This is a genomic window from Neisseria sp. CP9 (genome assembly GCF_047758525.1).
GTDB lineage: Bacteria > Pseudomonadota > Gammaproteobacteria > Burkholderiales > Neisseriaceae > Neisseria.
The window spans coordinates 1,171,800-1,193,584 of record NZ_CP180502.1; the positions used below are offsets into that span (position 1 = coordinate 1,171,800).

Annotated in this window: 19 protein-coding genes, 1 tRNA gene and 3 pseudogenes; 15 read left to right on the top strand and 8 right to left on the bottom strand. The window is 48.0% G+C overall.

The features are described from left to right. Nucleotides 1–25 precede the first annotated feature (25 nt). A complete protein-coding gene (locus ACMYUL_RS05530; protein WP_415772887.1) occupies nt 26–979 on the bottom strand; it encodes an IS110 family transposase in 954 nt (317 codons plus the stop codon). Between the two features lie 186 nt (nt 980–1,165). Between ACMYUL_RS05530 and ACMYUL_RS05535 the strand changes: the two genes are divergently transcribed. The 9 genes and pseudogenes from ACMYUL_RS05535 to ACMYUL_RS05575 all read left to right on the top strand — a co-directional run bounded on the left by ACMYUL_RS05535 (nt 1,166) and on the right by ACMYUL_RS05575 (nt 7,687). Then, complete coding sequence (locus ACMYUL_RS05535; protein ID WP_415772485.1) at nt 1,166–1,414, top strand: hypothetical protein; 249 nt, start codon at nt 1,166–1,168, stop codon at nt 1,412–1,414. Nucleotides 1,415–1,459: 45 nt separating this feature from the next. After that, the gene (locus ACMYUL_RS05540) at nt 1,460–2,224 is read left to right on the top strand and encodes an SDR family oxidoreductase (protein WP_415772487.1); all 765 of its coding nucleotides are present in this window, start codon (nt 1,460–1,462) and stop codon (nt 2,222–2,224) included. 2 nt (nt 2,225–2,226) lie between these two features. Then, a pseudogene (locus ACMYUL_RS05545) lies at nt 2,227–2,334 on the top strand (SpoVR like family protein); the annotation flags it as partial. Nucleotides 2,335–2,386: 52 nt separating this feature from the next. After that, a pseudogene (gidA, locus tag ACMYUL_RS05550) lies at nt 2,387–3,112 on the top strand (tRNA uridine-5-carboxymethylaminomethyl(34) synthesis enzyme MnmG); the annotation flags it as partial. 226 nt (nt 3,113–3,338) lie between these two features. Next, a complete protein-coding gene (locus ACMYUL_RS05555) occupies nt 3,339–3,797 on the top strand; it encodes a hypothetical protein (RefSeq protein WP_070512742.1) in 459 nt (152 codons plus the stop codon). A gap of 268 nt (nt 3,798–4,065) precedes the next feature. Continuing rightward, entirely contained in the window at nt 4,066–5,034 is a 969-nt protein-coding gene (locus ACMYUL_RS05560; RefSeq protein ID WP_415772889.1) for an IS110 family transposase, read from the top strand. A 106-nt stretch (nt 5,035–5,140) separates the two neighbouring features. Next, nucleotides 5,141–5,605: a hypothetical protein gene (locus ACMYUL_RS05565; RefSeq protein WP_070514491.1), complete on the top strand. Its 465-nt coding sequence runs from the start codon at nt 5,141–5,143 to the stop codon at nt 5,603–5,605. A gap of 116 nt (nt 5,606–5,721) precedes the next feature. After that, nucleotides 5,722–6,264 (top strand): SUKH-3 domain-containing protein, encoded by a 543-nt coding sequence (locus ACMYUL_RS05570; RefSeq protein ID WP_070514492.1) that lies wholly within the window; start codon nt 5,722–5,724, stop codon nt 6,262–6,264. A gap of 43 nt (nt 6,265–6,307) precedes the next feature. Continuing rightward, nucleotides 6,308–7,687, top strand: coding sequence for a hypothetical protein (locus ACMYUL_RS05575; RefSeq protein WP_415772490.1), 1,380 nt, complete (start codon nt 6,308–6,310; stop codon nt 7,685–7,687). 182 nt (nt 7,688–7,869) lie between these two features. Here the strand turns inward: ACMYUL_RS05575 and ACMYUL_RS05580 are convergent. Both ACMYUL_RS05580 and ACMYUL_RS05585 read right to left on the bottom strand, forming a co-directional pair. Further along, nucleotides 7,870–7,945 (bottom strand) — tRNA-Thr (locus ACMYUL_RS05580). A gap of 148 nt (nt 7,946–8,093) precedes the next feature. Further along, nucleotides 8,094–8,540: a hypothetical protein gene (locus ACMYUL_RS05585; RefSeq protein ID WP_415772492.1), complete on the bottom strand. Its 447-nt coding sequence runs from the start codon at nt 8,538–8,540 to the stop codon at nt 8,094–8,096. A 230-nt stretch (nt 8,541–8,770) separates the two neighbouring features. Here ACMYUL_RS05585 and ftsY point away from each other — a divergent pair, with 230 nt between their 5' ends. Further along, entirely contained in the window at nt 8,771–10,222 is a 1,452-nt protein-coding gene (gene ftsY, locus ACMYUL_RS05590) for a signal recognition particle-docking protein FtsY (protein ID WP_415772494.1), read from the top strand. Nucleotides 10,223–10,396: 174 nt separating this feature from the next. On the opposite strand, the pseudogene ACMYUL_RS05595 reads toward ftsY, so the two are convergent. From ACMYUL_RS05595 to ACMYUL_RS05615, 5 genes and pseudogenes are all read right to left on the bottom strand, one after another. After that, a pseudogene (locus tag ACMYUL_RS05595) lies at nt 10,397–10,507 on the bottom strand (IS5/IS1182 family transposase); the annotation flags it as partial. A gap of 125 nt (nt 10,508–10,632) precedes the next feature. After that, the gene (locus tag ACMYUL_RS05600; protein WP_342031930.1) at nt 10,633–10,965 is read right to left on the bottom strand and encodes a zinc ribbon domain-containing protein YjdM; all 333 of its coding nucleotides are present in this window, start codon (nt 10,963–10,965) and stop codon (nt 10,633–10,635) included. Between the two features lie 236 nt (nt 10,966–11,201). Beyond that, entirely contained in the window at nt 11,202–11,927 is a 726-nt protein-coding gene (locus tag ACMYUL_RS05605; protein ID WP_308860977.1) for a septal ring lytic transglycosylase RlpA family protein, read from the bottom strand. Between the two features lie 150 nt (nt 11,928–12,077). Next, the gene (gene trmL, locus ACMYUL_RS05610) at nt 12,078–12,542 is read right to left on the bottom strand and encodes a tRNA (uridine(34)/cytosine(34)/5-carboxymethylaminomethyluridine(34)-2'-O)-methyltransferase TrmL (RefSeq protein ID WP_029609785.1); all 465 of its coding nucleotides are present in this window, start codon (nt 12,540–12,542) and stop codon (nt 12,078–12,080) included. Nucleotides 12,543–12,606: 64 nt separating this feature from the next. Then, complete coding sequence (locus ACMYUL_RS05615; RefSeq protein ID WP_415772497.1) at nt 12,607–13,359, bottom strand: ComF family protein; 753 nt, start codon at nt 13,357–13,359, stop codon at nt 12,607–12,609. Here ACMYUL_RS05615 and bioH point away from each other — a divergent pair. From bioH to ACMYUL_RS05640, 5 genes are all read left to right on the top strand, one after another. After that, entirely contained in the window at nt 13,358–14,104 is a 747-nt protein-coding gene (gene bioH, locus ACMYUL_RS05620; protein WP_415772499.1) for a pimeloyl-ACP methyl ester esterase BioH, read from the top strand. The two genes, ACMYUL_RS05615 and bioH, sit on opposite strands and share 2 nt — an antisense overlap. Nucleotides 14,105–14,204: 100 nt before the next feature. Further along, on the top strand, nt 14,205–18,137 hold the full coding sequence (locus ACMYUL_RS05625; RefSeq protein WP_415772501.1) for a DEAD/DEAH box helicase: 3,933 nt from the start codon (nt 14,205–14,207) through the stop codon (nt 18,135–18,137). Continuing rightward, nucleotides 18,137–20,146, top strand: a complete 2,010-nt coding sequence (locus tag ACMYUL_RS05630; RefSeq protein ID WP_415772503.1) for a PIN domain-containing protein — start codon at nt 18,137–18,139, stop codon at nt 20,144–20,146. Before ACMYUL_RS05625 ends, ACMYUL_RS05630 begins: the two co-directional genes overlap by 1 nt. Beyond that, a complete protein-coding gene (locus tag ACMYUL_RS05635) occupies nt 20,139–20,645 on the top strand; it encodes a PIN domain-containing protein (RefSeq protein WP_415772505.1) in 507 nt (168 codons plus the stop codon). The genes ACMYUL_RS05630 and ACMYUL_RS05635 overlap by 8 nt, the downstream gene beginning before the upstream one ends. Nucleotides 20,646–20,678: 33 nt before the next feature. Next, complete coding sequence (locus ACMYUL_RS05640) at nt 20,679–21,785, top strand: hypothetical protein (protein ID WP_415772507.1); 1,107 nt, start codon at nt 20,679–20,681, stop codon at nt 21,783–21,785.

The following is a 21,785-nucleotide window of genomic DNA, read 5'->3' on the forward strand; positions in this document are numbered from 1 at the left end:
TCGGGCAAAAATACCAAAACTCAAATCAAGCCGTTTGGATACCATTTTCGGCAAAGTAATCACGCATCCGGGCATTCAATACCGTCAGCAGTTTGCGCATACATGCCGTAACGGCAACCTTATATGGCTTACCCTTGGACAGCAGGCGCTGGTAGAAATCCCGAATAAGCGGTTCAAAACGTGTCGCTACCATGGTAGCCATATACAGCGCCTTACGCACCGCAGACCTTCCGCCGAAGCAGCGGCTTTTGAATTTGGTTTCCCCGCTCTCCCTCGGGTGTGGCGCAATACCGACCAGACTCGCCAGCCGTTTGTGGCTCAGCCGCCCCAATTCGGGCAGCATCGCCATCAGCGTAGCCGTCGTTATCGAACCGATGCCTTTGATTTGTTCCGCTACTTGGGCTTTGCCGTCAAAATGCGTGTGGGTGTGGTCGTCGATTTGTTTGTCCAATTCGTCAATCAGCCGGTCAAAATGGGCAATCAGTTGTTTGACGCTTTCGACTTGCGTTTCATGAACCTGATGCAGACGGTTTTTCTCGGCAGTCCGCATATCCACCAGCTGGTTGCGGCGGTTAACCAATGCTTCCAACACTTCTTCCGCTTCGGTGGGCGGGTGGTAGAGCATGGTTTGCCAATCCTCTTTCTGTGCCGTCATCTGCGCGAAGAAGGCGAGCATTTTGGCATCTTTGGCGTCGGTTTTGGTCAGCGACTGTGATTGGGCAAACTGATGCGTCTGACGCGGGTTGGCGATAATCACGGCCATACCTGCGCGGTGGATGGCTTTGGCGGCGGGGATTTCGAGACCGCCGGTGCTTTCCATCACGACGAGGGCGACGTTGTGTTTTTTAAGGTATTCGACGGTATGGGCGATACCTTTGGGGTTATTGGTTTCGGTTTTGGTTTTAGACAAAGACGAAACGGCGATGACGAAGTTTCGTTTGGCGATGTCGATGCCTGCGTAATTGTATTGGGTACTCATCATAAACCTGCCTTGCATTCGGTTGTGTTGTCTGGCAACTGTCCGGTCGTGTCGATGGGTTGCCCGACCGCTCCCTGAGCTACGCAACGGTTGTTTGCCTTGGTCGGATGCGGGTGGCGGCCGGGCGGTTTGTTGCTATGATACGGGTGTTCCGATATACAAGGTCGGATTCTCGAATCCGACATCTTGGACTGTGTCGGATACAAGTATCCGACCTACGGCTTGCTGTGGCAGGCCTTCTACCGGGCCGACATCGAACGCAAAATCCGCGACGAATACCTGCTCGACAAAAGCGGTGCAGGCTGCTATAAAATCCGCAACGCCCTGAAAAAGGCCGCTCCGCAAACCGACTTCGCCCCCTTCGAAACCACCTACGCCGCCCTCGCTGCCAAACTCGAACCACTGGTGTACGAATACGGCTTTTTGAAAGAATAGGCAGCCTGAAAAAAGCAGCCTGCACCCCCAAAACAAGGAAACCCCATGCTCCCCACACAACACACCGTACTCATCACCGGCGGCGCCACCGGCATCGGCTTTGCGCTGGCAAAAAAGTTCCATGCAGCGGGCAACCGCGTGATTTTGGTCGGACGGCGCGAAGACGCGCTACGCCAAGCCGTAGAACAACTTTCAGGAGAACAGCTTTCAGGCAGCCCGCACGATAACGGCGCACGTTGCGGATATGCCGTCGCCGACGTTTCCCAAGCCGAAGACCGCGCACGGCTGGCGGCGCAGTTTCCCGAAACCAGTATCCTCATCAACAACGCCGGCATCCAGTTCACCAAACGGTTAGACGAGCAGACGGACGACGAAATCGCGCAGGAAATCGCCGTCAATCTCACCGCGCCCGTGCAGCTCACCCGCGCCTTCCTACCCATGCTGGCGGGCAAGCCGCAGGCCGCCGTTATCAACGTATCATCGGGCTTGGCGGTGGTGCCCAAGGAAACCTGCGCCGTTTACTGTGCCACCAAAGCCGCGCTACACAGCTTTTCGCAAGTGTTGCGCTGGCAGTTGGAAAACAGCGGTATCCGCGTGTTCGAAATCCTGCCGCCCATGGTCGCCACGCCCATGTACAAAGGCAAGGGGCACGCGCACCTGATAATTTCGCCCGACGAATTGGCAGACGAATTTTGGCGTGATTTTGAACGCAACCGCTTTGAAAGCATGATTGGCAAAACGAAGTGGCTCTATTGGATTAACCGCCTCTCCGCACGGCTGGGGCAGCGGATTATGCGGAAGGGTTTGTAATCATGAACGCTCCGTCTTCAGATTATCGTGCCGTATTGGATTTTTGGTTTCGCGAAACTGCGCCGCAGCAATGGTTTGCCCGATCCGATGCGTTCGACGGCATCATCCGCCAACTCTTTTTTGCCGTGTGGCAACGCGCCGCACAGGGCGAACTGGCCGACTGGCGCGCATGCCGTGCAATACGTCCGCGGACAAGACCCGCTCCTGCTGCGCCGCGAACAAGCCTACCTCGGCGTATTGGTGGACGACCTCATCACCAAAGGGGTGAACGAACCCTACCGCATGTTCACCAGCCGCGCCGAATACCGCCTGCAACTCAGGGAAGACAACGCCGACATGCGCCTGACCGAAGACGGCCACAAAATCGGCTTGGTGGGTGAAGAGCAATGGCGCATGTTCAACGAAAAACGCGAAGCCATCGAACGCGAAATCCAACGTTTGAAAACAACATGGTACACGCCGCAAAAACTCGCCGAAGACGAACAAATCCGCGTGTTCGGACAAAAACTCAGCCGCGAAGCCAACCTGCACGACCTCCTGCGCCGCCCGAACCTCGACTACGCCGCACTGATGACGCTCGAAGGCGCAAAGTCGTCTGAAAACCTCTCCGCCGAAGTCATCGAACAAGTCGAAATCCAAGTCAAATACCAAGGCTATATCGACCGCCAAAACGAAGAAATCGATAGCCGTCGCGACATTGAAACCCTAAAGTTGCCCGACGACATCGATTACAGCAAAGTCAAAGGTTTATCCGCCGAAGTGCAGCAGAAGCTCAACCAGCACAAACCTGAAACCGTCGGACAAGCCAGCCGCATTTCCGGCGTAACGCCTGCGGCAGTGGCATTGCTGATGGTGCATTTGAAGCGCGGGTTTAAAGGGGCGAAATAGGCTTACCCGCAGATAGGAAAAGGTCGTCTGAAACCGAACATTAGGTTTCAGACGACCTTTTTTAATACCGACACATATTTATGTAGCTTAAAATAGAACGTACTCTTGCCGTCATTCCCGCGCAGTGCTGTAGGTCGGATTCTCGAATCCGACATCTTGGACGGCTGTGTCGGATACAAGTATCCGAACTACGGCTTGCGATCAAAATTAAATTTTAGGAATTATTATGAAATTAGCGGAGCTGGTTAATCATTACAGAGCTAAATTGGATATTCTTTCTGATGCGGTTTTGATTGGGGAAATACCGGAGGGAATAGGTGAAATTCCTGATGAATTAAAGAAATTTTTAGTTTTAGAACATCAGGACTTTCTTAAGATATGCAATGGAGGGGCATTCGGAGATATTGTCCTTTGGAGTACGGATGAAATTTTAGACAACCAATTTCGCGTACCAAGTATTTTCAAGGATAAGGCGTATGAAATAGGTCAAGTCCTCTATGAACCTGTATTTCTTGATAGAATTTCAAAGCAAATCCGCTTTGAAGTGGATGTCGAAATAATATGCCCGTTTGATCAATTCATCACTGGTTATATTTTTGGGGATAATTATTCAAATATTTTCGCAAATGCAGCACAGGACGATATGTGGTTTGATTTTGTTGAAAGAAATAAACCTTTAGAATAGGCAGAATTTTAATCTTTTCAGCAGCCACAGGTCGTAGCAGCCGTAGGTCGGATACTTGTATCCGACACAACTGTTACTCTACGATGTCGGATTCAAGAATCCGACCTTGTATATCGGAACACCCGTATCATAGCAACAAACCGCCCGGCCGCCACCCGCATCCGACCAAGGCAAACAACCGTCGCGTAGCTCAGGGAGCGGTCGGGCAACCCATCGACACAACCGGACAGTTGCCAGACAACACAACCGAATGCAAGGCAGGTTTATGATGAGTACCCAATACAATTACGCAGGCATCGACATCGCCAAACGAAACTTCGTCATCGCCGTTTCGTCTTTGTCTAAAACCAAAACCGAAACCAACAACCCGAAAGGTATCGCCCATACTATCGAATACCTTAAAAAGCACAACGTCGCCCTCGTCGTGATGGAAAGCACCGGCGGTCTCGAAATCCCCGCCGCCAAAGCCATCCACCGCGCAGGTATGGCCGTGATCATCGCCAACCCGCGTCAGACGCATCAGTTTGCCCAATCGCAGTCGCTGACCAAAACCGATGCCAAAGATGCCCAAATGCTTGCCTTCTTCGCACAGATGATGACGCAGAAAGAAGGTTGGCAAACCATGCTCTACCAACCGCCCACCGAAGCTGAAGAAGTGTTGGAAGCATTGGTCAACCGCCGCAACCAACTGGTGGATATGCGGACTGCCGAGAAAAACCGTCTGCATCAGGTTCATGAAACGCAAGTCGAAAGCGTCAAACAACTGATTGCCCATTTTGACCGGCTGATTGACGAATTGGACAAACAAATCGACGACCACACCCACACGCATTTTGACGGCAAAGCCCAAGTAGCGGAACAAATCAAAGGCATCGGTTCGATAACAACGGCTACGCTGATGGCGATGCTGCCCGAATTGGGACGGCTGTCGCACAAACGGATAGCGAGTTTGGTCGGCATTGCCCCGCACCCGAGGGAGAGTGGGGAAACCAAATTCAAAAGCCGCTGCTTCGGCGGAAGGTCTGCGGTGCGTAAGGCACTGTATATGGCTACCGTGGTAGCGACACGTTTTGAACCGCTTATTCGGGATTTCTACCAACGCCTGCTATCCAAGGGTAAGCCGTATAAGGTTGCCGTTACGGCATGTATGCGCAAACTGCTGACGATATTGAATGCCCGGATGCGTGATTACTTTGCCGAAAACGGTACCACCGAAAACGGTATCCGAACGGCTTGATTTGAGTTTTGGTATTTTTGCCCGACGGGGTGAAAAATACAGTTGCTACGGTACCTGGTCTACGGCAGCACGGTACTTAAAAACACGCCATAAAAAGACGAAGTAAATGAAAAGAAGCATGTTGTATAAATTATCCAGAGAAACGCTTTATCCTTCCTATGTAGAACTTAAGGCATCTGGGGTAAGCGAAGAAACATTAGGAAAAATACAGTTTCTTGATGAAAATCCAACTGAACTATTTTGGGAGACATATATTTCTAAAACAGAAGATAGGGTTGCATATTTTGAGCATGATTTAACCATAAAATATTGCTATTCAGATTACACAGAATCAGAGGAAGAACTGTTTTATTCTGATCTTGATGCAGAGATTGGCGAAAATAAGATTTTTATACTTTTCCAAAGTTCAAAAATAAGTTTCTGTTTTTCAGAAGAAAATTTAAAAGAAATTTTAGATGCAATATATTTCATGGATAATGAGGATAATTTGCTTTATTGCCTTGATAGTAAAGTAATAATTACTGGAGGGTATAGGGGGTTCACTGTTTGGGAAAAATTAAAATCTAAATAGGTAAGCAACCGTAGGTCGGAATCTCGAATCCGACACGATCATTACACCCAAAAGTCAGATTCAAGAATCCAGTCTGAGGCAGTTTGCCGGAAAAGCAAAATCAAAGGTTCATGCAAATGAAACAACCCTACCAAATACACTCTGATTTTTTTAAGAAAATGATAGCTTCAGGCTGGTATGAAAATAGAGAAATTATTTTACATTCTCTACCTTCCCATCTGGAGGAATTGCCTGATGATGTCAAAAAATTCCTAAGAGAAATATGGTATTTAACCGTCAGCTATGATGCTTATTATCGGAGTAATGACCGTATTTTTCTGTCTACGGTATTGCATAGTTTTGGAGAAACCACCAATGCCTTGGTTGATTATTCGCTAGATGATGAAGATTTCAATTTTTATCAACAATCCATTGGTAAAAGATTAAGAAATTTCGGTTTTGCAGATAATCGGGAAATTCTGATTGATGAATTGGGCAGGATTTATTTTATTCCCGATTCAGGAGACTTATATTATCTGGGAGGAAAATTTTATGAAGGATTATACAATTTGATATTCAGAACCGGACAATCATATATCGTAGGCGATGATGGCGAACTCTTTGTCGAATCAGAAGAAGGCGTTTCGTCAGGAAATATAAATATTAGAGATACGGAATAAAAGCCGGTCTTAGCCCATAACCCCCCAAAAAACTTTCCAACCCATGAAAAAAATAAAAATCTTACTTACTTCCTTTGTTGCAACCCTGCTTGTTTTAGGCATTTTGTCCCAACTGTCCGTCTGGTACGACAACCGTGCTGCCGCGCCGGCAAAGCGTCTGTTGCAGGGTGAAATACCGCGCGGCGACAGTGAAGGAACGGATGCACTGTGGTTGATGCCTTACGATATTCCCGATGCCGACGAACGCCGTCAAATCATGGCAAAACTGGGCAATAAAGTGCCGGAGGACGACCAGCTGCCCGAAAGCCTCCGCCAGCGCAAACTGATTACGAAGGATGAAGAAGGGCAAAGCCTCGACTGTATATCTAGAAACAATGATGGAGCTATTGTTGCAGACTGCCTGCAAAACGTGCGCGCCCACGCCGATGCCTACCGTGCTGTTGTGGCGAAATATGCCAAACTTTTTGACAATGCCGACCGCGTGTCGCAATACAGCAATTTGGATGTGCGCGCTCTAAATATTTCGGATGCTTTTCCAACATACCACTATCTTGTTTACCAAACTACGCCTGCCGCCGTGGACTGGCTGGATGGCAAACCCGAAGCCGCATTTGCCCGAATCTGCCGCAACATCCGCACAGGTAAAACCTTACAGCAATCGCGTGGCGGACTCCTTCCTGCAATGGTTGGCGTCACCATGATCCAGAACAATACAAGACTCGCCGCCGCAATGCTCGCCGAGCAACCGCAATGGGCAGGCAAACTGCCTGAACACTGTGCCGACGCGTTCGCACCGACTGGCGACAACGCAGAAAACTACTGCCGTATCATGCAGTTCGAGTATCACTATATGGATGCCCTCATCGCCAATCTTCCGACCCAACTGAGCCAAGAAATGCCCGCATGGATCGTGCCCGTGTTGTTCTCGCCTGAGCACTCGCGAACACTTGCCAGCAAACAATTTGCTTTTGGCTGCGAGCCTCAGGCACAGCAGGCCTTCGCGCAAGATCTGCCTGTATGGGCGCCGCAGGATGCCCAAATGCCGCACACTTTCTGGCAGCAGTACGGCAGCCTTGCCTGTCTGCGTAACGCGCTGGGTTGCCGGTTTATTAACGGAGATTACGGCGGCGACGTTGATCCCTATGCCCGCCGCCTGCAAGACACGCAAATGCAGCAGCGTGCTTTTCAGGCTGCACTTGCCTTATACAGACTGCCCGAAAACCAACGTACCGCCGAGCTGCCCAATGTCCTTGCACGCTATGGCAGCCCATCCCGTGAGCTGCACTACGACCCCGAAGCGAAAGCCATCGTGTTTACCCCGTATCAACACCATGTACGGTTTATCTTGAATGTTCCGCTGGCATTGCCGCAGGGACAACATAATGAAATGACGAATAAACTGCCAAAGTCGCAGCAGCAATGAAATAGCGTAAACAACCTTGCTTCGCGCGGGAAACAACACCATGAAGCGCAAAAACTGAGAAGAGCAGCATTTTTTATCTGCTAAATAAACGTCAGCAAACCTTATTTGCATCCGCTCTCTATGAAAAAGGTCGTCTGAAAACATAAAAACCAAGTTTTCAGACGACCTCTCTTTATCCAAGCTGGTGCCGGAGAAGGGAATCGAACCCCCGACCTTCGCGTTACGAATGCGCTGCTCTACCGACTGAGCTACACCGGCACGGTGTTCGTTATCATATACATAAACGGGATAATCAGCAAGTTCGTATTTCCCGACAAGGTCGTTGCTCGGTGAAAATATATGCCGCGTTTTCAGACGACCTTTCTAAATTATCGATACATTAGGCAAAGCCAAACGCAGAGGAGATTTAATTAACAGCCGATAAGATTGCGTAAAGGCTTGGGGCATCTACGCATAATTCTTCTTTTCCCGAGCGGTAGCAGGTCCAGCTTTTGCCTTTGAATGTACGCTCGGAGGTGGTGTAAGTCTTGTTATTCATCAGTTTGGTCGAATGAGTCCATTTGCCGCCTGTCGGGTTGGATTCTTTCGTTTTCATAAAGGCTTCATACGAAAAAATAATCGTTTTTCCATTTTTCAATTTGTACTCTTCCCCGTTCCCCGCGATATAGCCGCCGCGTTTTTCATCGTAGACTTGTGCGCTTTCCCAAGTCAGGCTGCTGCAAGCCGTTGTTTGCGGTTGGCTGTTTGAGGCGGTCAAATCTTGGTATGTGCAAGTCAAATTGTCTGATGAATAGGTGTGGCTGGCATAGGCAGCCGTAGACAAAAACAGGATGGTAAAAAATATTCTTTTCATTTTGGCTTACCTTTTAAAAATCAAAACGATACGGAGTAAAACGACCTTATTCCACTTGGGAACGATGCGGCGCTCCGAATAGCAGACACCGAGAAGACGGGTATTGTACTTCCATCCGCGGAACACGTCAGCAAACCTTATTCGATTATCACGTTTTCAGACGACCTTGCCGCGCAAAATACGCTACAATACGCCCTATTTCAAGTTTCTAAAATTAAAAGGAAAATTCAATGTTCAGCTTCTTCCGCCGCAAGAAAAAACAGGAAACGCCCGCTCAAGAAGAAACCCGCATTCAGGAAACCGCCGCCGAAGCCGTAGAACACGCCGAAACTGCCGTTTCGCAAACGCTTGAAACGGTTCAGGAAAATATCGGCGAAAAAGTGGAAGAACTGACGGCGGCAGTCGAAACGGCGGTAGAAAGTGCAAAAGAGCGCGTTGAAGACATCCGCGAGACTGTGGCTGAACATGTTTCCGAAACGGTCGAACACGTCCGCGAGGCAGTCAGCGAAACGTCGTCTGAAACGGTCAAACAGGTGGAAGAGCACGTTGAAGCCGTCGGCGAAACCGTTGCCGAAAATGTTTCCGCAGCGGTAGAACACGTCCATGAAGCGGTCAGCGACGGGTCGTCTGAAACCGTAGAAGCCGTTGAAACCTTAGAAACCCAAGCTGAAGCCGCGCCTACAACATCTGAAGAACATTCCGTGCAAACCCTTAAAAATACAGCCGTCGCAACGTCGTCTGAAACCTCTGAACCGTCCGAAACCGAACCCAAACTCGGCTGGGCGGCGCGTTTGAAACAGGGTTTGACCAAATCGCGCGACAAAATGGCGAAATCGCTGGCGGGCGTGTTCGGTGGCGGGCAAATCGACGAGGATTTGTACGAAGAGCTGGAAACCGTGCTGATTACCAGCGACATGGGTATGGAAGCGACGGAATACCTGATGAAAGACGTGCGCAACCGCGTCAGCCTCAAAGGGCTGAAAGACGGCAACGAGTTGCGCGGCGCGTTGAAAGAAGCTTTGTACGACTTGATTAAGCCGTTGGAAAAACCGCTGGTGTTGCCCGAAACGAAAGAGCCGTTCGTCATCATGCTTGCGGGCATCAACGGCGCGGGCAAAACCACCTCCATCGGCAAACTCGCCAAATATTTCCAAGCGCAGGACAAATCCGTGCTGCTTGCTGCCGGCGACACCTTCCGCGCCGCCGCCCGCGAGCAGCTTCAGGCATGGGGCGAACGCAACAACGTAACCGTCATCTCGCAAACCACGGGTGATTCCGCCGCCGTCTGCTTCGACGCCGTCCAAGCCGCCAAAGCGCGCGGCATCGACATCGTGCTGGCCGACACCGCCGGCCGCCTGCCCACGCAGCTTCATTTGATGGAAGAAATCAAAAAAGTGAAGCGCGTGCTGCAAAAAGCCATGCCCGACGCGCCGCACGAAATCATCGTCGTCCTCGATGCCAATATCGGGCAAAACGCCGTCAACCAAGTCAAAGCCTTTGACGAAGCGTTAGGATTGACCGGCTTAATCGTCACCAAACTTGACGGTACGGCAAAAGGCGGCATCCTCGCCGCGCTTGCCTCCGACCGCCCCGTCCCCGTCCGCTACATCGGCGTGGGCGAAGGCATAGACGATTTGCGCCCGTTTAACGCACGCGCGTTTGTGGACGCGTTGTTGGATTAAACAACGCGGGCAAACAGTTTCATCACGGAAAATCCCGATAAACGGCAATGCCTGCGGACGCGTTTTGATTCAACACAGCCATTTTGCCGAACCATGAAAAAGGTCGTCTGAAACCGGAAAACAGGTTTCAGACGACCTTTGTTTGATGTGGCGGACGAAATATCGCTGCCGTTATAGTGGATTAAATTTAAACCAGTACGGCGTTGCCTCGCCTTGCCGTACTATCTGTACTGTCTGCGGCTTCGTCGCCTTGTCCTGATTTAAATTTAATCCACTATAATTTGTGCAACGCCTATTTCCTCCTGCCGAAAAGGCGAAAACCGTTTGAAAGCAACCCTTACGGAGACAAGTAGCTTTACAAACGGTTTTCAGGTCGGCCTAGCGACCCACCAACGATTATTATACCAACATCATGCTTTTTTGACAAACTCTGATTTCAAATTCATCGCGCTGCCGTCGATTTTGCAACCAATATTGTGGTCGCCTTCTTGCAGGCGTATGCCTTTTACCTTGGTTCCTTGCTTGATGACCATGGAGCTGCCTTTGACTTTGAGGTCTTTAATCAGGACGACAGTGTCGCCGTCTTGCAACACGGCGCCGTTGGCATCTTTGACGCTCATGGTTTCTTCGGCGGCTTCGCCGTCGTTTTCCGTCCATTCAAACGCGCATTCGGGACAGATGTATTGGCTGCCGTCTTCGTAGGTGTATTCGGATTGGCATTGCGGGCAAGGTGAGAGGGACATGGTGGGGATTCCTTTGGTTGAGAAGCGGGGAATTATAGTGGATTAAAATAAAAATGAGACAAGGCGTCAACGCCCGCCTTGTACGGGTAGTACATAAGGGCGTTGGCAACGCCGTATCATTGCAATTTTAATCCACTATATAAGGGAAAGGAGGCAAGGATACGACGGCTTTGTGCTGATGCTTCAATACAAAACGACCTGTCTTGCAACAGGTCGTCTGAAAACACGGATGCGGCTTAGAGGGACAGCGAAGCTGCCTGAATCAGACCGCGTGCTTTGGCTTCGGCTTCGGCGGCACGCTCTTGCGAGGTGAACGGACCCATTTTGACGACGTATTCGTAGTCGCGTTTCTCCATGGAAACTCTCGGGCTCATCATGCCGGCGGAAAGGTTTCTCGCCGCCTGGTTCATATAGGCTTGTGCTTCGCGTTCGGTACCGAAGGATTTCAAATCGACGAAAATATCTTTGCCATCATAAACTTGGGTGCTTTGACCCGGTACGATTTGTTCGACTTTGACATGTGCCGTGCCTTGGTTGATGAAACCCAATTGCTGGGCGGCGGCTTTGGACACGTCGATCACGCGGTTGCCGTGGAAAGGACCGCGGTCGTTGACGCGGACGATGACGCTTTTACCGTTTTTGGTGTTGGTCACACGGGCGTAGCTGGGAATGGGGAGGGTTTTGTGGGCGGCGGTCAGGGCGTTCATGTTGTAACGCTCGCCGCTGGAGGTTTTACGGCCGTGGAACTGGTTGCCGTACCATGAAGCGTTGCCGGTTTGGACGAAGGAGGATACTTTGGTCATCGGCGTGTAGCGTTTGCCGGCGACTTTGTAGCTGCGGTTGGCGGAGGAATGCAGCTTCTCGGTGCGGACGATGGAGTCGGCTGAGGCGGAATGAATGGAAAGGATGCTGATTGCAACGGCAGTCAGGGTGGAGAAAAGGGTAGTTTTAGATAAAGTCAAAACGTAGTCCGTTCTTGAGTTGATAACGCGGCGGGATGGCTCCCAGGCGGTTTCAGACGACGTATCGGCGGTTTGACAAAAACCAAGCTGTTGTCGGACAGTATGGCCTTGGTTTTTGTCAAACGGCTCAGGGAGACTCCCTTGCGGATGTTATACACCGCCTGCGTAACCGTTTTGCCGCCATGCTTCAAACAGAATCACGGCGACGGTGTTGGAAAGATTCATACTCCGGCTGCCGGGCTTCATGGGCAGGCGCAGCTTTTGCCCTTCGGGCAGGGTGTCGAGGATTTCGGCGGGCAGGCCGCGTGTCTCGGGACCGAACAAAAAGACATCGCCCTCAACAAAGGAAACTTCGTCGGGACGGGTTTTGCCTTTGGTAGTCAGCGCGAAAATGCGGCGTCCTTCCAAGGCTTTGAGACAATCTTCGAAATTCTCGTGTACCGTCAGTTTTGCAAACTCGTGATAATCCAAACCTGCGCGTTTCATTTTTGCCGAATCCAGCGGAAAACCGAGCGGCTTGACCAGATGCAAATCTGCTCCGGTGTTGGCGCATAATCGGATGATATTGCCCGTATTGGGCGGGATTTCGGGTTGGTACAAAACTATGGTAAACATATAAATCAATCACTTATAGAGCGGCATAATGCCGAAATGTTCCGTAGGTGTCAAAAACTTTAAGCTATTTTTTCATTGGCGGACGCGCCAAACTCCAGCAAAAAATCTTGCCTGCGCCTGATTTTTTCAGCGTCCGCGCCAGTTCGTTCAGAGTCGAACCGGTGGTGAACACATCGTCGATTAACAAAATATTACAGTTTTTCGGGATATGACCATTGATTTCAAAAGCATTTTTTATATTGCGAACCCTGTCTGCGCTTTTCAGCGTGCTTTGCGGCTCGCGATGTCGTCTGAAAACCGTCTGCCGCGGCAGCAGCGTCCAGCCGTAATGTTCGGACAGAATATCCGCCAATTCCTCGCTTTGGTTGAAGCCGCGGTGCAGCCGCCTTTCTTTGCTCAACGGCACGGGCAGCACAAAATCGAAACGCTCCGTTTCCAGCCAGTCGGGCGCATGGCGGCGCATCAGTTCCGCCAGCGGACGGCTCATGCCGAGGTCTGCCAAATGCTTCAACGCGCGTATCATACTGCTGACGGGCGGCTCATAATACAGCGAAGCCCACATCCGCTCAAATGCCGGCGGTTTCTTCTGGCAACCTCCGCACACCGCCCCGCCCTGTATAGGGCGGAAACACAAAGGGCAACTGTTTGCCGCGTCCGTAAAAAACTCTTCCAAGTCCGCCGCGCAGCCGCCGCAAAAACCGCCATACGGCGAGGTTTCGCACGCTGAAACCAAGGCGTGGCATAATACGCAACGGCTTTTGTTCCGCCATCCCGCATTGCGCCACCAAGAAAACACATCTATAGAGAAAACAGCCATGCCGTACTCCGCCAAAAAAGTTTATCTGATACACGGCTGGGCAGCGAACCGCCACGTCTTCGACGACCTCATCCCGCGCCTGAGTGCCGATTGGGACATCCGCGCCCTCGACCTGCCCGGACACGGCGACGCGCCCTTTGCCGAACCTTTCGACATTGCCGCGATTGCCGAAACCTTTGCCGCACAAATCGACACGCCCGCCCACATCCTCGGCTGGTCGCTCGGCGGCCTGGTCGCACTGTATCTTGCCGCGCTTTATCCCGACAAAATCCGTTCGCTCTGCCTGACCGCCGGTTTCGCCCGCCTCACTGCCGACACGGATTACCCCGAAGGGCTTGCCAATCCCGCCCTGGGCAAAATGGTCGGCGCGTTCCGGCAGGATTATGCCAAACATATTAAACAGTTTCTACAATTACAGTTGCTGCATACGCCTAATTCCGCCGAAATCTTACACAAAATCCTGCCCGACCTCTCCCGCCACGGCACACCCGCCGCCCTGCAAGCGGCGCTGGATGCCGTCAATCAGGCCGATGCCCGCCCCCTGCTCGCCCATATCCGAACCCCGTCGCTTTTGGTGTTCGGACAAAAAGACGCCATCACCCCGCCGCGCATGGGCGAATACCTCAACCGCCACCTGACGGACAGCGAATTGGTCTTGATGGAAAAAGCGGCACACGCCCCGTTTTTAAGCCACGCAGATGAATTTGCCGAACGCTACCGCGGCTTTGTTGAGAAGGTCGTCTGAAAAATATCTTTGATAACTATATTACAAATAATTAAAATGCAATTACATTGCAATTTAATAAGTTTTATCTTTAAATTTTATCTTAAAGGGACTATTAAACATGACTGGAAAGACTGTTTATTTTCGCCTACCCGAAACCGAACAAAAACATAAAAATTCTGTAACACAAGAAATGCTCGGGAAAAGTATTTCCCGTGCTTTTCGTTCCTACAAAGCGCAATTTCCGCAATATTCAAGCAAAGAATATGAGGCTGTTGCGAAACAGTTTTGCGAAGATTTCTTCTTAGCCGATGAAGCAATTGTTGCTAATTTTGCCAATCTTTCTTTGCAAGATAATGCGGAAAAAAGGATTTCTTTATCTATTCGAATTTCTTCCCATCCTATTTTCAATCAACATATCTCTCATAACATCGCGGTAGCCGTTATTGGGTATTGTCCGACTGCAACTAGTAGTCCTGTTTTTATTCCCGAACGAGTATTTCTCACATATGGAGGAATGGATGCGACTGCTTATGAAAAGCAAATTGAAGCTCATTTTTATCAATTACAGGAAAATTCATATCCGCCTCGCAGTCAACCTAATTTGCTTTCCTCTGATTTTACAAAATCCCTACCGGCATATGCCGCTAAAACTAAAGAACGCTTGTCGGGTTGGTTAGACTTTTTGACCTTTAAAAATAAGTTAATCAAACACAAAACTCAGGGGTTACGATACCTGAATTGGCAGTTCAATGAACAAACAGGGCAGGTACACTTTTTGGTCATTGCGGAAGATGAACAGGTATTGAAAAAAGCACGTGCCGCATTTAGCCGTCAAAACCTGCATGCTTTTAAAAGAGAAACTTCCGATCAACCCTTCCGTTTTTTACTACCTCAAAAAGACGCCTCGCGTGTGGAGAGTGCTTTCTCACAATTAGGACAACTTGCGAAAGACGGTGTCAAAATTATCCAATTCAACCATTCAGATAAAGCCAAGGTGAAAGCTTGTGAGGATTATCGTAAAGCGTTGCAACAAGAAAATGCAGGTGAAAAAAATCAATTTGATTTCAGCAAGGCGGTATTTGCCGATGTTTTTGTCGATATTTCCGAGGAGCTGAGTAACAAAATTTCCCAATTTGAAGATAATACCGATTCAGATAAGCAGGACGGTAATCAACATTCCCGCCAAGATAAAATTGATCATTTATTCCGAAATCTTCCCAAAAACGGTTTCTTGTCTATTTCTTTAGTCGGCGATTTAGCGTTGATTGAGCGTTATCGCCGGGCGGTAAAAAACCTGCAACAAAATGAAGGTTGTTATGCGCCGTATCTTTCAAGTTATCTGTTTGATATTGAAAATGCCAACCGGCCGAACGAGATTCCCGAAATTACCGAATGGGAAAATAAAAATCTGAATGACAAACAAAAATCTGCCGTACAAAAAATGCTGGCGGCACCTGATATATGTTTGATTCAGGGACCACCGGGAACCGGCAAAACCACGGTCATCGCCGAGGCCTGCCTGCAATTTGCCAAGCGCGGAGAAACGGTCTTGCTTGCAAGCCAAGCTCACGACGCATTGGATAATGCTTTGTCGCGCCTGCAAAACCATCCTGAATTAAGGGCTGTCCGTTTGGCAAAAAGTGCCAACCGCATTACGGAAGAAGGCAAACAATTTACCGGCGAAAGTATATTGAGCAAACATTATGTATCGTTGCGCAATTATGTGGCCAAAGAATACCTACAACCGTTTAATGAGTTGTCGGCTGAAACTGAAAAACTGCGCGAATGGGTACAACAGGCTGAATTTGTGGCACATGATTTGCAACGGCTTCGTGAAGAATACCGTACCAATCAAGGTCATCTGAAACAGGCAGAACAGGCACTTATCCAAGCTAAAATTGAGTTTGACGAACAGCAGGATATTTTCAGACGACATAGCCGCGATATAGAAAACATTGCACAGCTTATCGGCTTACTCAATGAGGAAAATTCCGGTGAAGCCTTGCGCAACAGCGATTTTGTTTTACCCGAAACACTTTATCCATTGGTAGAACATCTTACCAACTTTGAGCATCTGCATATCAGCCAACCGTTTTCTTACGAGCTGTTTCTTGCCGAAAGAGAAAACCAAGCTGCCATTCTTTATAAACTGATTCAACTTTATCAGCGTATTCAGGCAGTTTTGCCAAAAATGGAAGCAGATTTAGCACGATTGAACGGTGGCAATGGCACAATGGGGGCAGATACGAAAACCCTACTGAAAATAGAACAGTTACAGCAGGAAATCGATGAAATCGCTGACAAAATGGAAAATGATGACAGCGATGAGCTTTCCGCTCAATGGAAAGAAAAGCGCAAAGAATTACGTCGTCTGAAAGATAAACCGTCGGACGGTCTAAATCTCGAACCTTACCAAATTTTTAACGATGCAGAACGTTTTGCGCAAAATAATCCTGCAATGCTCAAACCGTTGCTGATACAGCGCGTTCAAAATCTAACCATATTCCAACAGCAATATCAGACATTGGTACAAGCCACAGTTTGGGATTTGAACAATCAGTTGCAAGGCTATGATTTGCAACCGCCAAGTGATAAAACCATACAGGAAAAGCAAGCTGACCTTGAGTCACTAGAAGAGATTAAATATCAAATTACCGAACGAGATCGTCTGAAAAAACAACAGTCAGCACAAATACTTATCGATGGCGGGTTTTCTGCCGAAGCAGACTTTTTGGCAGAATTTGCCACACAGCAAAGCCGTTTGAACTTATTAGAAAGAGAACTGCAAACCCTGCAAACACAAAACCAAGATTTTATGCCTTTATTCTCCCATTGGCAGGAAATCCTGAAAGAGCCGGAAAAAAGAGCGGAAAAAGATTGGAGCGAATTGGAAAAGCCATTTGTGGAAAGTTGCAATCTGGTTGCCATTACCTGCAACGAAAACGAGCGGACACTAACCGATAATGATTTTGACGGTTTTGATGTAGTCATTATCGACGAGGTATCCAAAGCTACACCGTTGGAAATGTTGCTGCCTCTTATGCGTGCCAAAAAAGCCATTTTGGTGGGTGACCATCGTCAATTGCCACCGATATTCAATGAAGCCGACGGACTGACATTTGAAGATGAAGTCGAACAAAGCGAAGCACAGGAAAACAAGCAAGATTCCGATACGGATTTGACCGAGGATAATCTGCATAAATTCGAAAAAATGGTCACGGCGAGTCTGTTTAAAGAATTGTTTGAAAAGGCTCCGGAAAGTTTACGCGAACGCTTAAATATTCAATTTCGTATGCACCCTGACATCATGAAGATGATCAACTACTTTTATGAAGGGCAATTGACCTGCGGCAATCCGGATGCCGAACGGCCTCATGGGATTGAGTTTAAAGGACTATTGTCCCAAAAAGACCATGTGCTGTGGATTGATACGACAGATGATGAAAAAGGAAAGCGTTTTTCGATTAATGACGGACAAAGCAATATCAACGTATTAGAGTCAAGAATGATTGCCAAAACATTGGTGGATATGAACCGTCAGCTTGAGACATTGGGTTATGGCAAGGACAACAAAATGAAAGTAGGTGTCGTTTCATTTTACCAGCCTCAATGCCGCGTCATTCGTGATGAAATCCGAAAAATCAATAAAGATAAATTATCGTTTTCCGCCATTGATGTAGAAATCAATACGGTTATCCGCTATCAAGGCAAAGAAAAACCGATTATTTTACTAAGCCTGGTAAAAAACAATGGTGGTGATAGAACCCAAAAATTCCGAGCCGGCAGAGCAAACATCGCCCGTTTTGAATTTATCAATGTGGCAATGTCTCGCGCACAAAATCTTTTATTGATATTCGGTGCAAGAAATATGCTGGAAAACCGGGAAGTCAAACTGCCTCGAATGGATAAAGCAGGATACGATAAAAAAATGGTTTATAAGAATATGTTCAAATATTTAGAACATTGGGCAGAAACAGGCGGAATTTGCGATGCGAAAGAATTTTCCGCCATCCTGCCAAACATACAACCTCAGCAAAAAGGGCGTAGATAATGGATAAATTGCTGGCAAAAAAGACCTTTTCCTATCCGATTTACCGCGCGGATACAGAGTATCGCTACCGTAAAATTGGTACGCCGACCGTATTTGCCGAGTTGTTGATGGGTCTTGCCCATAATGATTTTCCACAGTTGGCAGATAACAACTTGGCGCAGATTGCCCATATACTGAAACTGGATTTTACCTTTATCCGCTATACGTTGGAAAATCTTAATGATACGGGTTTAATTGAACATATTGACTTACCTGATAAGAAAGATGATTTAGATAAGTTACCTCTAATCGATTTAAAGCTGACCGACAATGGCAAAAAGTTTTACCATGAGAAAAAAATGCCGGGACGGCGTAGAACGGAATATGCTGAATTTTGGTTTAATCCATTATTGAATGAATATATCGGCAAACCAAAACAAAGCGCAAGCAACGTAGAAGATGTTGTTGAGCTGAATTGTTCCCTTTTCCCTGTTAATGAAGCTTTATTGCAGCAATTGAGTGGGCTGGAGTCTACAAATCAAAAATGGTTTGATGCCGAAACCGAATTGGAGCATGACGGCATCAGCGTAACGTGTGATGAAGATACATCTTTACCGCAAACTGTCCCTGTCAAGCTCACACTGGACGGCAACCGCTATTTGAATATCGATAGCGAAGACAAGCTGTTCTCCCAATGGATAAATACGCGCGAGCCACAAGTCATCAAAGAAGTTCTGCTTGAACCTATGATTTTTGATGCTGAAGACGCAATCGAATGGGATGTAGATTTGGATTTGCCTGAAAATGGTTTGCTGTCGCTGGTTTTGGCAGATCAGGAATCCGACACACGCCAAATCGGCGATGCGGTTGAAGTCAAATTCAATGAAGATCAGGAACTTGACGATAAAACACCACTGATTGTCTTCTCTAACATTGCCGAAGCTGAATTACACGGCAAACATCTTTTTATTCCTGCACGCTTAGATGATTCAGACGGTCTGACCCGCATATTTTTCCGTTTTTCGGATAATACGCTTTTCGTGGAGGAAACAGGTTATCTTGAGTGCTATTTCGATCATCAGCCGTGTCCGTTACCGGCAAAAATTTTATATCAAGAATCTGAAAATTGGCTTGCCGACCAGCCCGCCCTTTCTCAGCCAAATATGGCGGTTTTGGCATTTATGGCAAATTTTGTCCCCGCAGTCGATATTCTGAAAAAATTGCCTGAGATGACGATAACTCAAGCAGTTGGCTTTGCCAAATTGATTAAAACGACTTGGAACAAGCCGTTCAAACCCGAGGGCTGGGAAGAAAAAATCGAGCCTCTTAATAATGAAAACGATTTGGAACAATTTGCCGAACTTTTCCCCAATACAGATTTGAGCTTGGCAAGATTTTCAGCAGAAGCGCAACGGCAAGCCTTTGATTGGGCGGTCAATAATGAAAAATCGACGGCACGGAAAATTCCCGAATTGTCCGACCTGCTGGCGCAACATAAAGCATTAGGTCGTCTGAAACCCGACGAATTGAGGTTAAAAGACATCAAGCAAAACAGTTTGGAACAAATCGGTCAATGGCAGAAAAACGTTGAAAAAATCGACCGCACTTTTCCTGCAATTTCCGCTTCAAACGGCATTGTCAAACTGTCGGAGCGGCTAAAACAATGGCAAACAGCGGTATTCCGACTTTTCGAACCCCTAGATGAAACTCGGAAATTTGCCGTATTGGATACCAACTTTGTCCGCAAATGTCCCGGCAGTCTGTCTGCAATCCAAACGGAAGGTACGGTAATCCTTCCTCAAACCGTGTTAAACGAATTGGATTATCAAAAAGAGAAGTTCAAACGGGATTTAGCTACCGCCAAACAAGCCTTAGTGGAAAAAACCGAGCAATGTGAAGCCATTGTTTCAGTCGACATTGATGCACAAATTGCAGATTGCGATGCCCTTTTAGATCGTCTGAAAGCAGAGTTAGATGCGGTCAGAATGCAGTTGAACCAGTTAAACAGTAAGGAACGGCCAAATGGCTAAAAAAAACAAAAACAAGCAAAAACAGCAAAACCAAATCAACGGACAAGTCAAATCAGCGGTAGAAAAATCACCCGCAACGCTGGCGTTGGAGAAACAGCGCGATGAATTGAACGCGCAAATCCTACAAGTCCAAAACCAAAAATCCAAATGGGAAAAGAAAAAACGCGATTTGGATTTGAAGCGGCAGCAGGCAGAAAAAGAAAAAATCCAAGCGGAAGAAAGCGTTGAGCGGTTGGAACGGGAAGCCGCAGAAATACGCGCAGCCATACGCAAGATTGAAGAATTGAAACTGGCGCGGCATACGGAATCCGCCGAACCGGAAATTTTGGCATTAATGGGTGCAGAAGCAGACGGTCAGAACCGCAACGGACAAAACGATCAAGCCATCCTGGCTGTTGCCGCACGATATAAGTTGAATGATGTTGTGCTTTATACGAAAGATAAAAACCTTAAAAATCACGCTACGGCTGTCGGCATTAAAACCACATCTGAACCGTAACGTCGTCTGAAAACGATTTAGGAGACGAATAAAATGAGTCAAATCAGCGAAAACCGTTGGCAATTGGAACGCGAACGGGAAATCCGCGAAGCCGCACGCAAGGCAAGGGAAGCCGAAATCAGCCAAACAACGGAAATTTATCTGCGCCGTTACGAACAGCAGCTAAACGATTTGGAAAACAGCGATCTGGCTGAATTTGCTTTGCAAAACATCGCTACCATACGCACTGAGATTCAACGGGTACGGCATATGAACGCTTATGACGGACGTAACCGCAGTTTTGCTATTGGTCAGCTTGTACAAGCCATACGTTACGAAGCACAGGAAAATAAAAGGGTAGCGGAAGAACACCAACATCTGTTGCGTGAAGAGGCGGAACGTGCGGCGGAACGTTTGCGTGCTGAAATAAAAAACGTATGGATACAGGAAACAAGTAATTGGGAAAATAAGCAGGCACGAAATTTGGCATTCAAACCTTTAGCAATACTTCGAAAACGTATTACGGAGGAAAATCTAAGTATTGCTGACATAAAATCGGCGATTCACGAAATTAAACAATCGGCAGAGCAACAAGCCGAAGAAATACGGAAAAATTTTGCTAAAACCGTACAAGACGAAGTTGCACAAACACAAAAGTCCGATCTTTTAAGATTTATTGAAACGGCCAATCTGCCACAATCGGAATCCGAGCGGTTAAAACAAAAAATTGAGCAAGAAAATCAGAAGGATTTGACAGAAATCATCCAAGAAGCCCACCAAATCGAAGATACGGTGATTGAAAACGAAGCAGTCCGTAAGGAAATGGTCAAAGCCGTACATCAATCGCTGAAGCAAGCCGGTTTTACGGTTTTGCCGCCGGTCAAACAAGGTGTCGGCGAAGACAGCGTCGTTGTCATCCAAGCAAGCCGCCCGCAAGGAAACCGGGCAAAATTCCGTGTACGTTTAGATGGTGCGGTTCGCTATGAATTTGATAACTATAAAGGGCAACGCTGTAAAGAAGATATGCAAAAAGTATTGCCGAAACTATCCGAAGTTTATGGTGTAAATTTATCTGATGAACGTGTTCTTTGGGAAAATCCGGATGACGAACATGCCGATGCCAAACCCATCAATCCAACACATACGGCAAAATCGCACTAA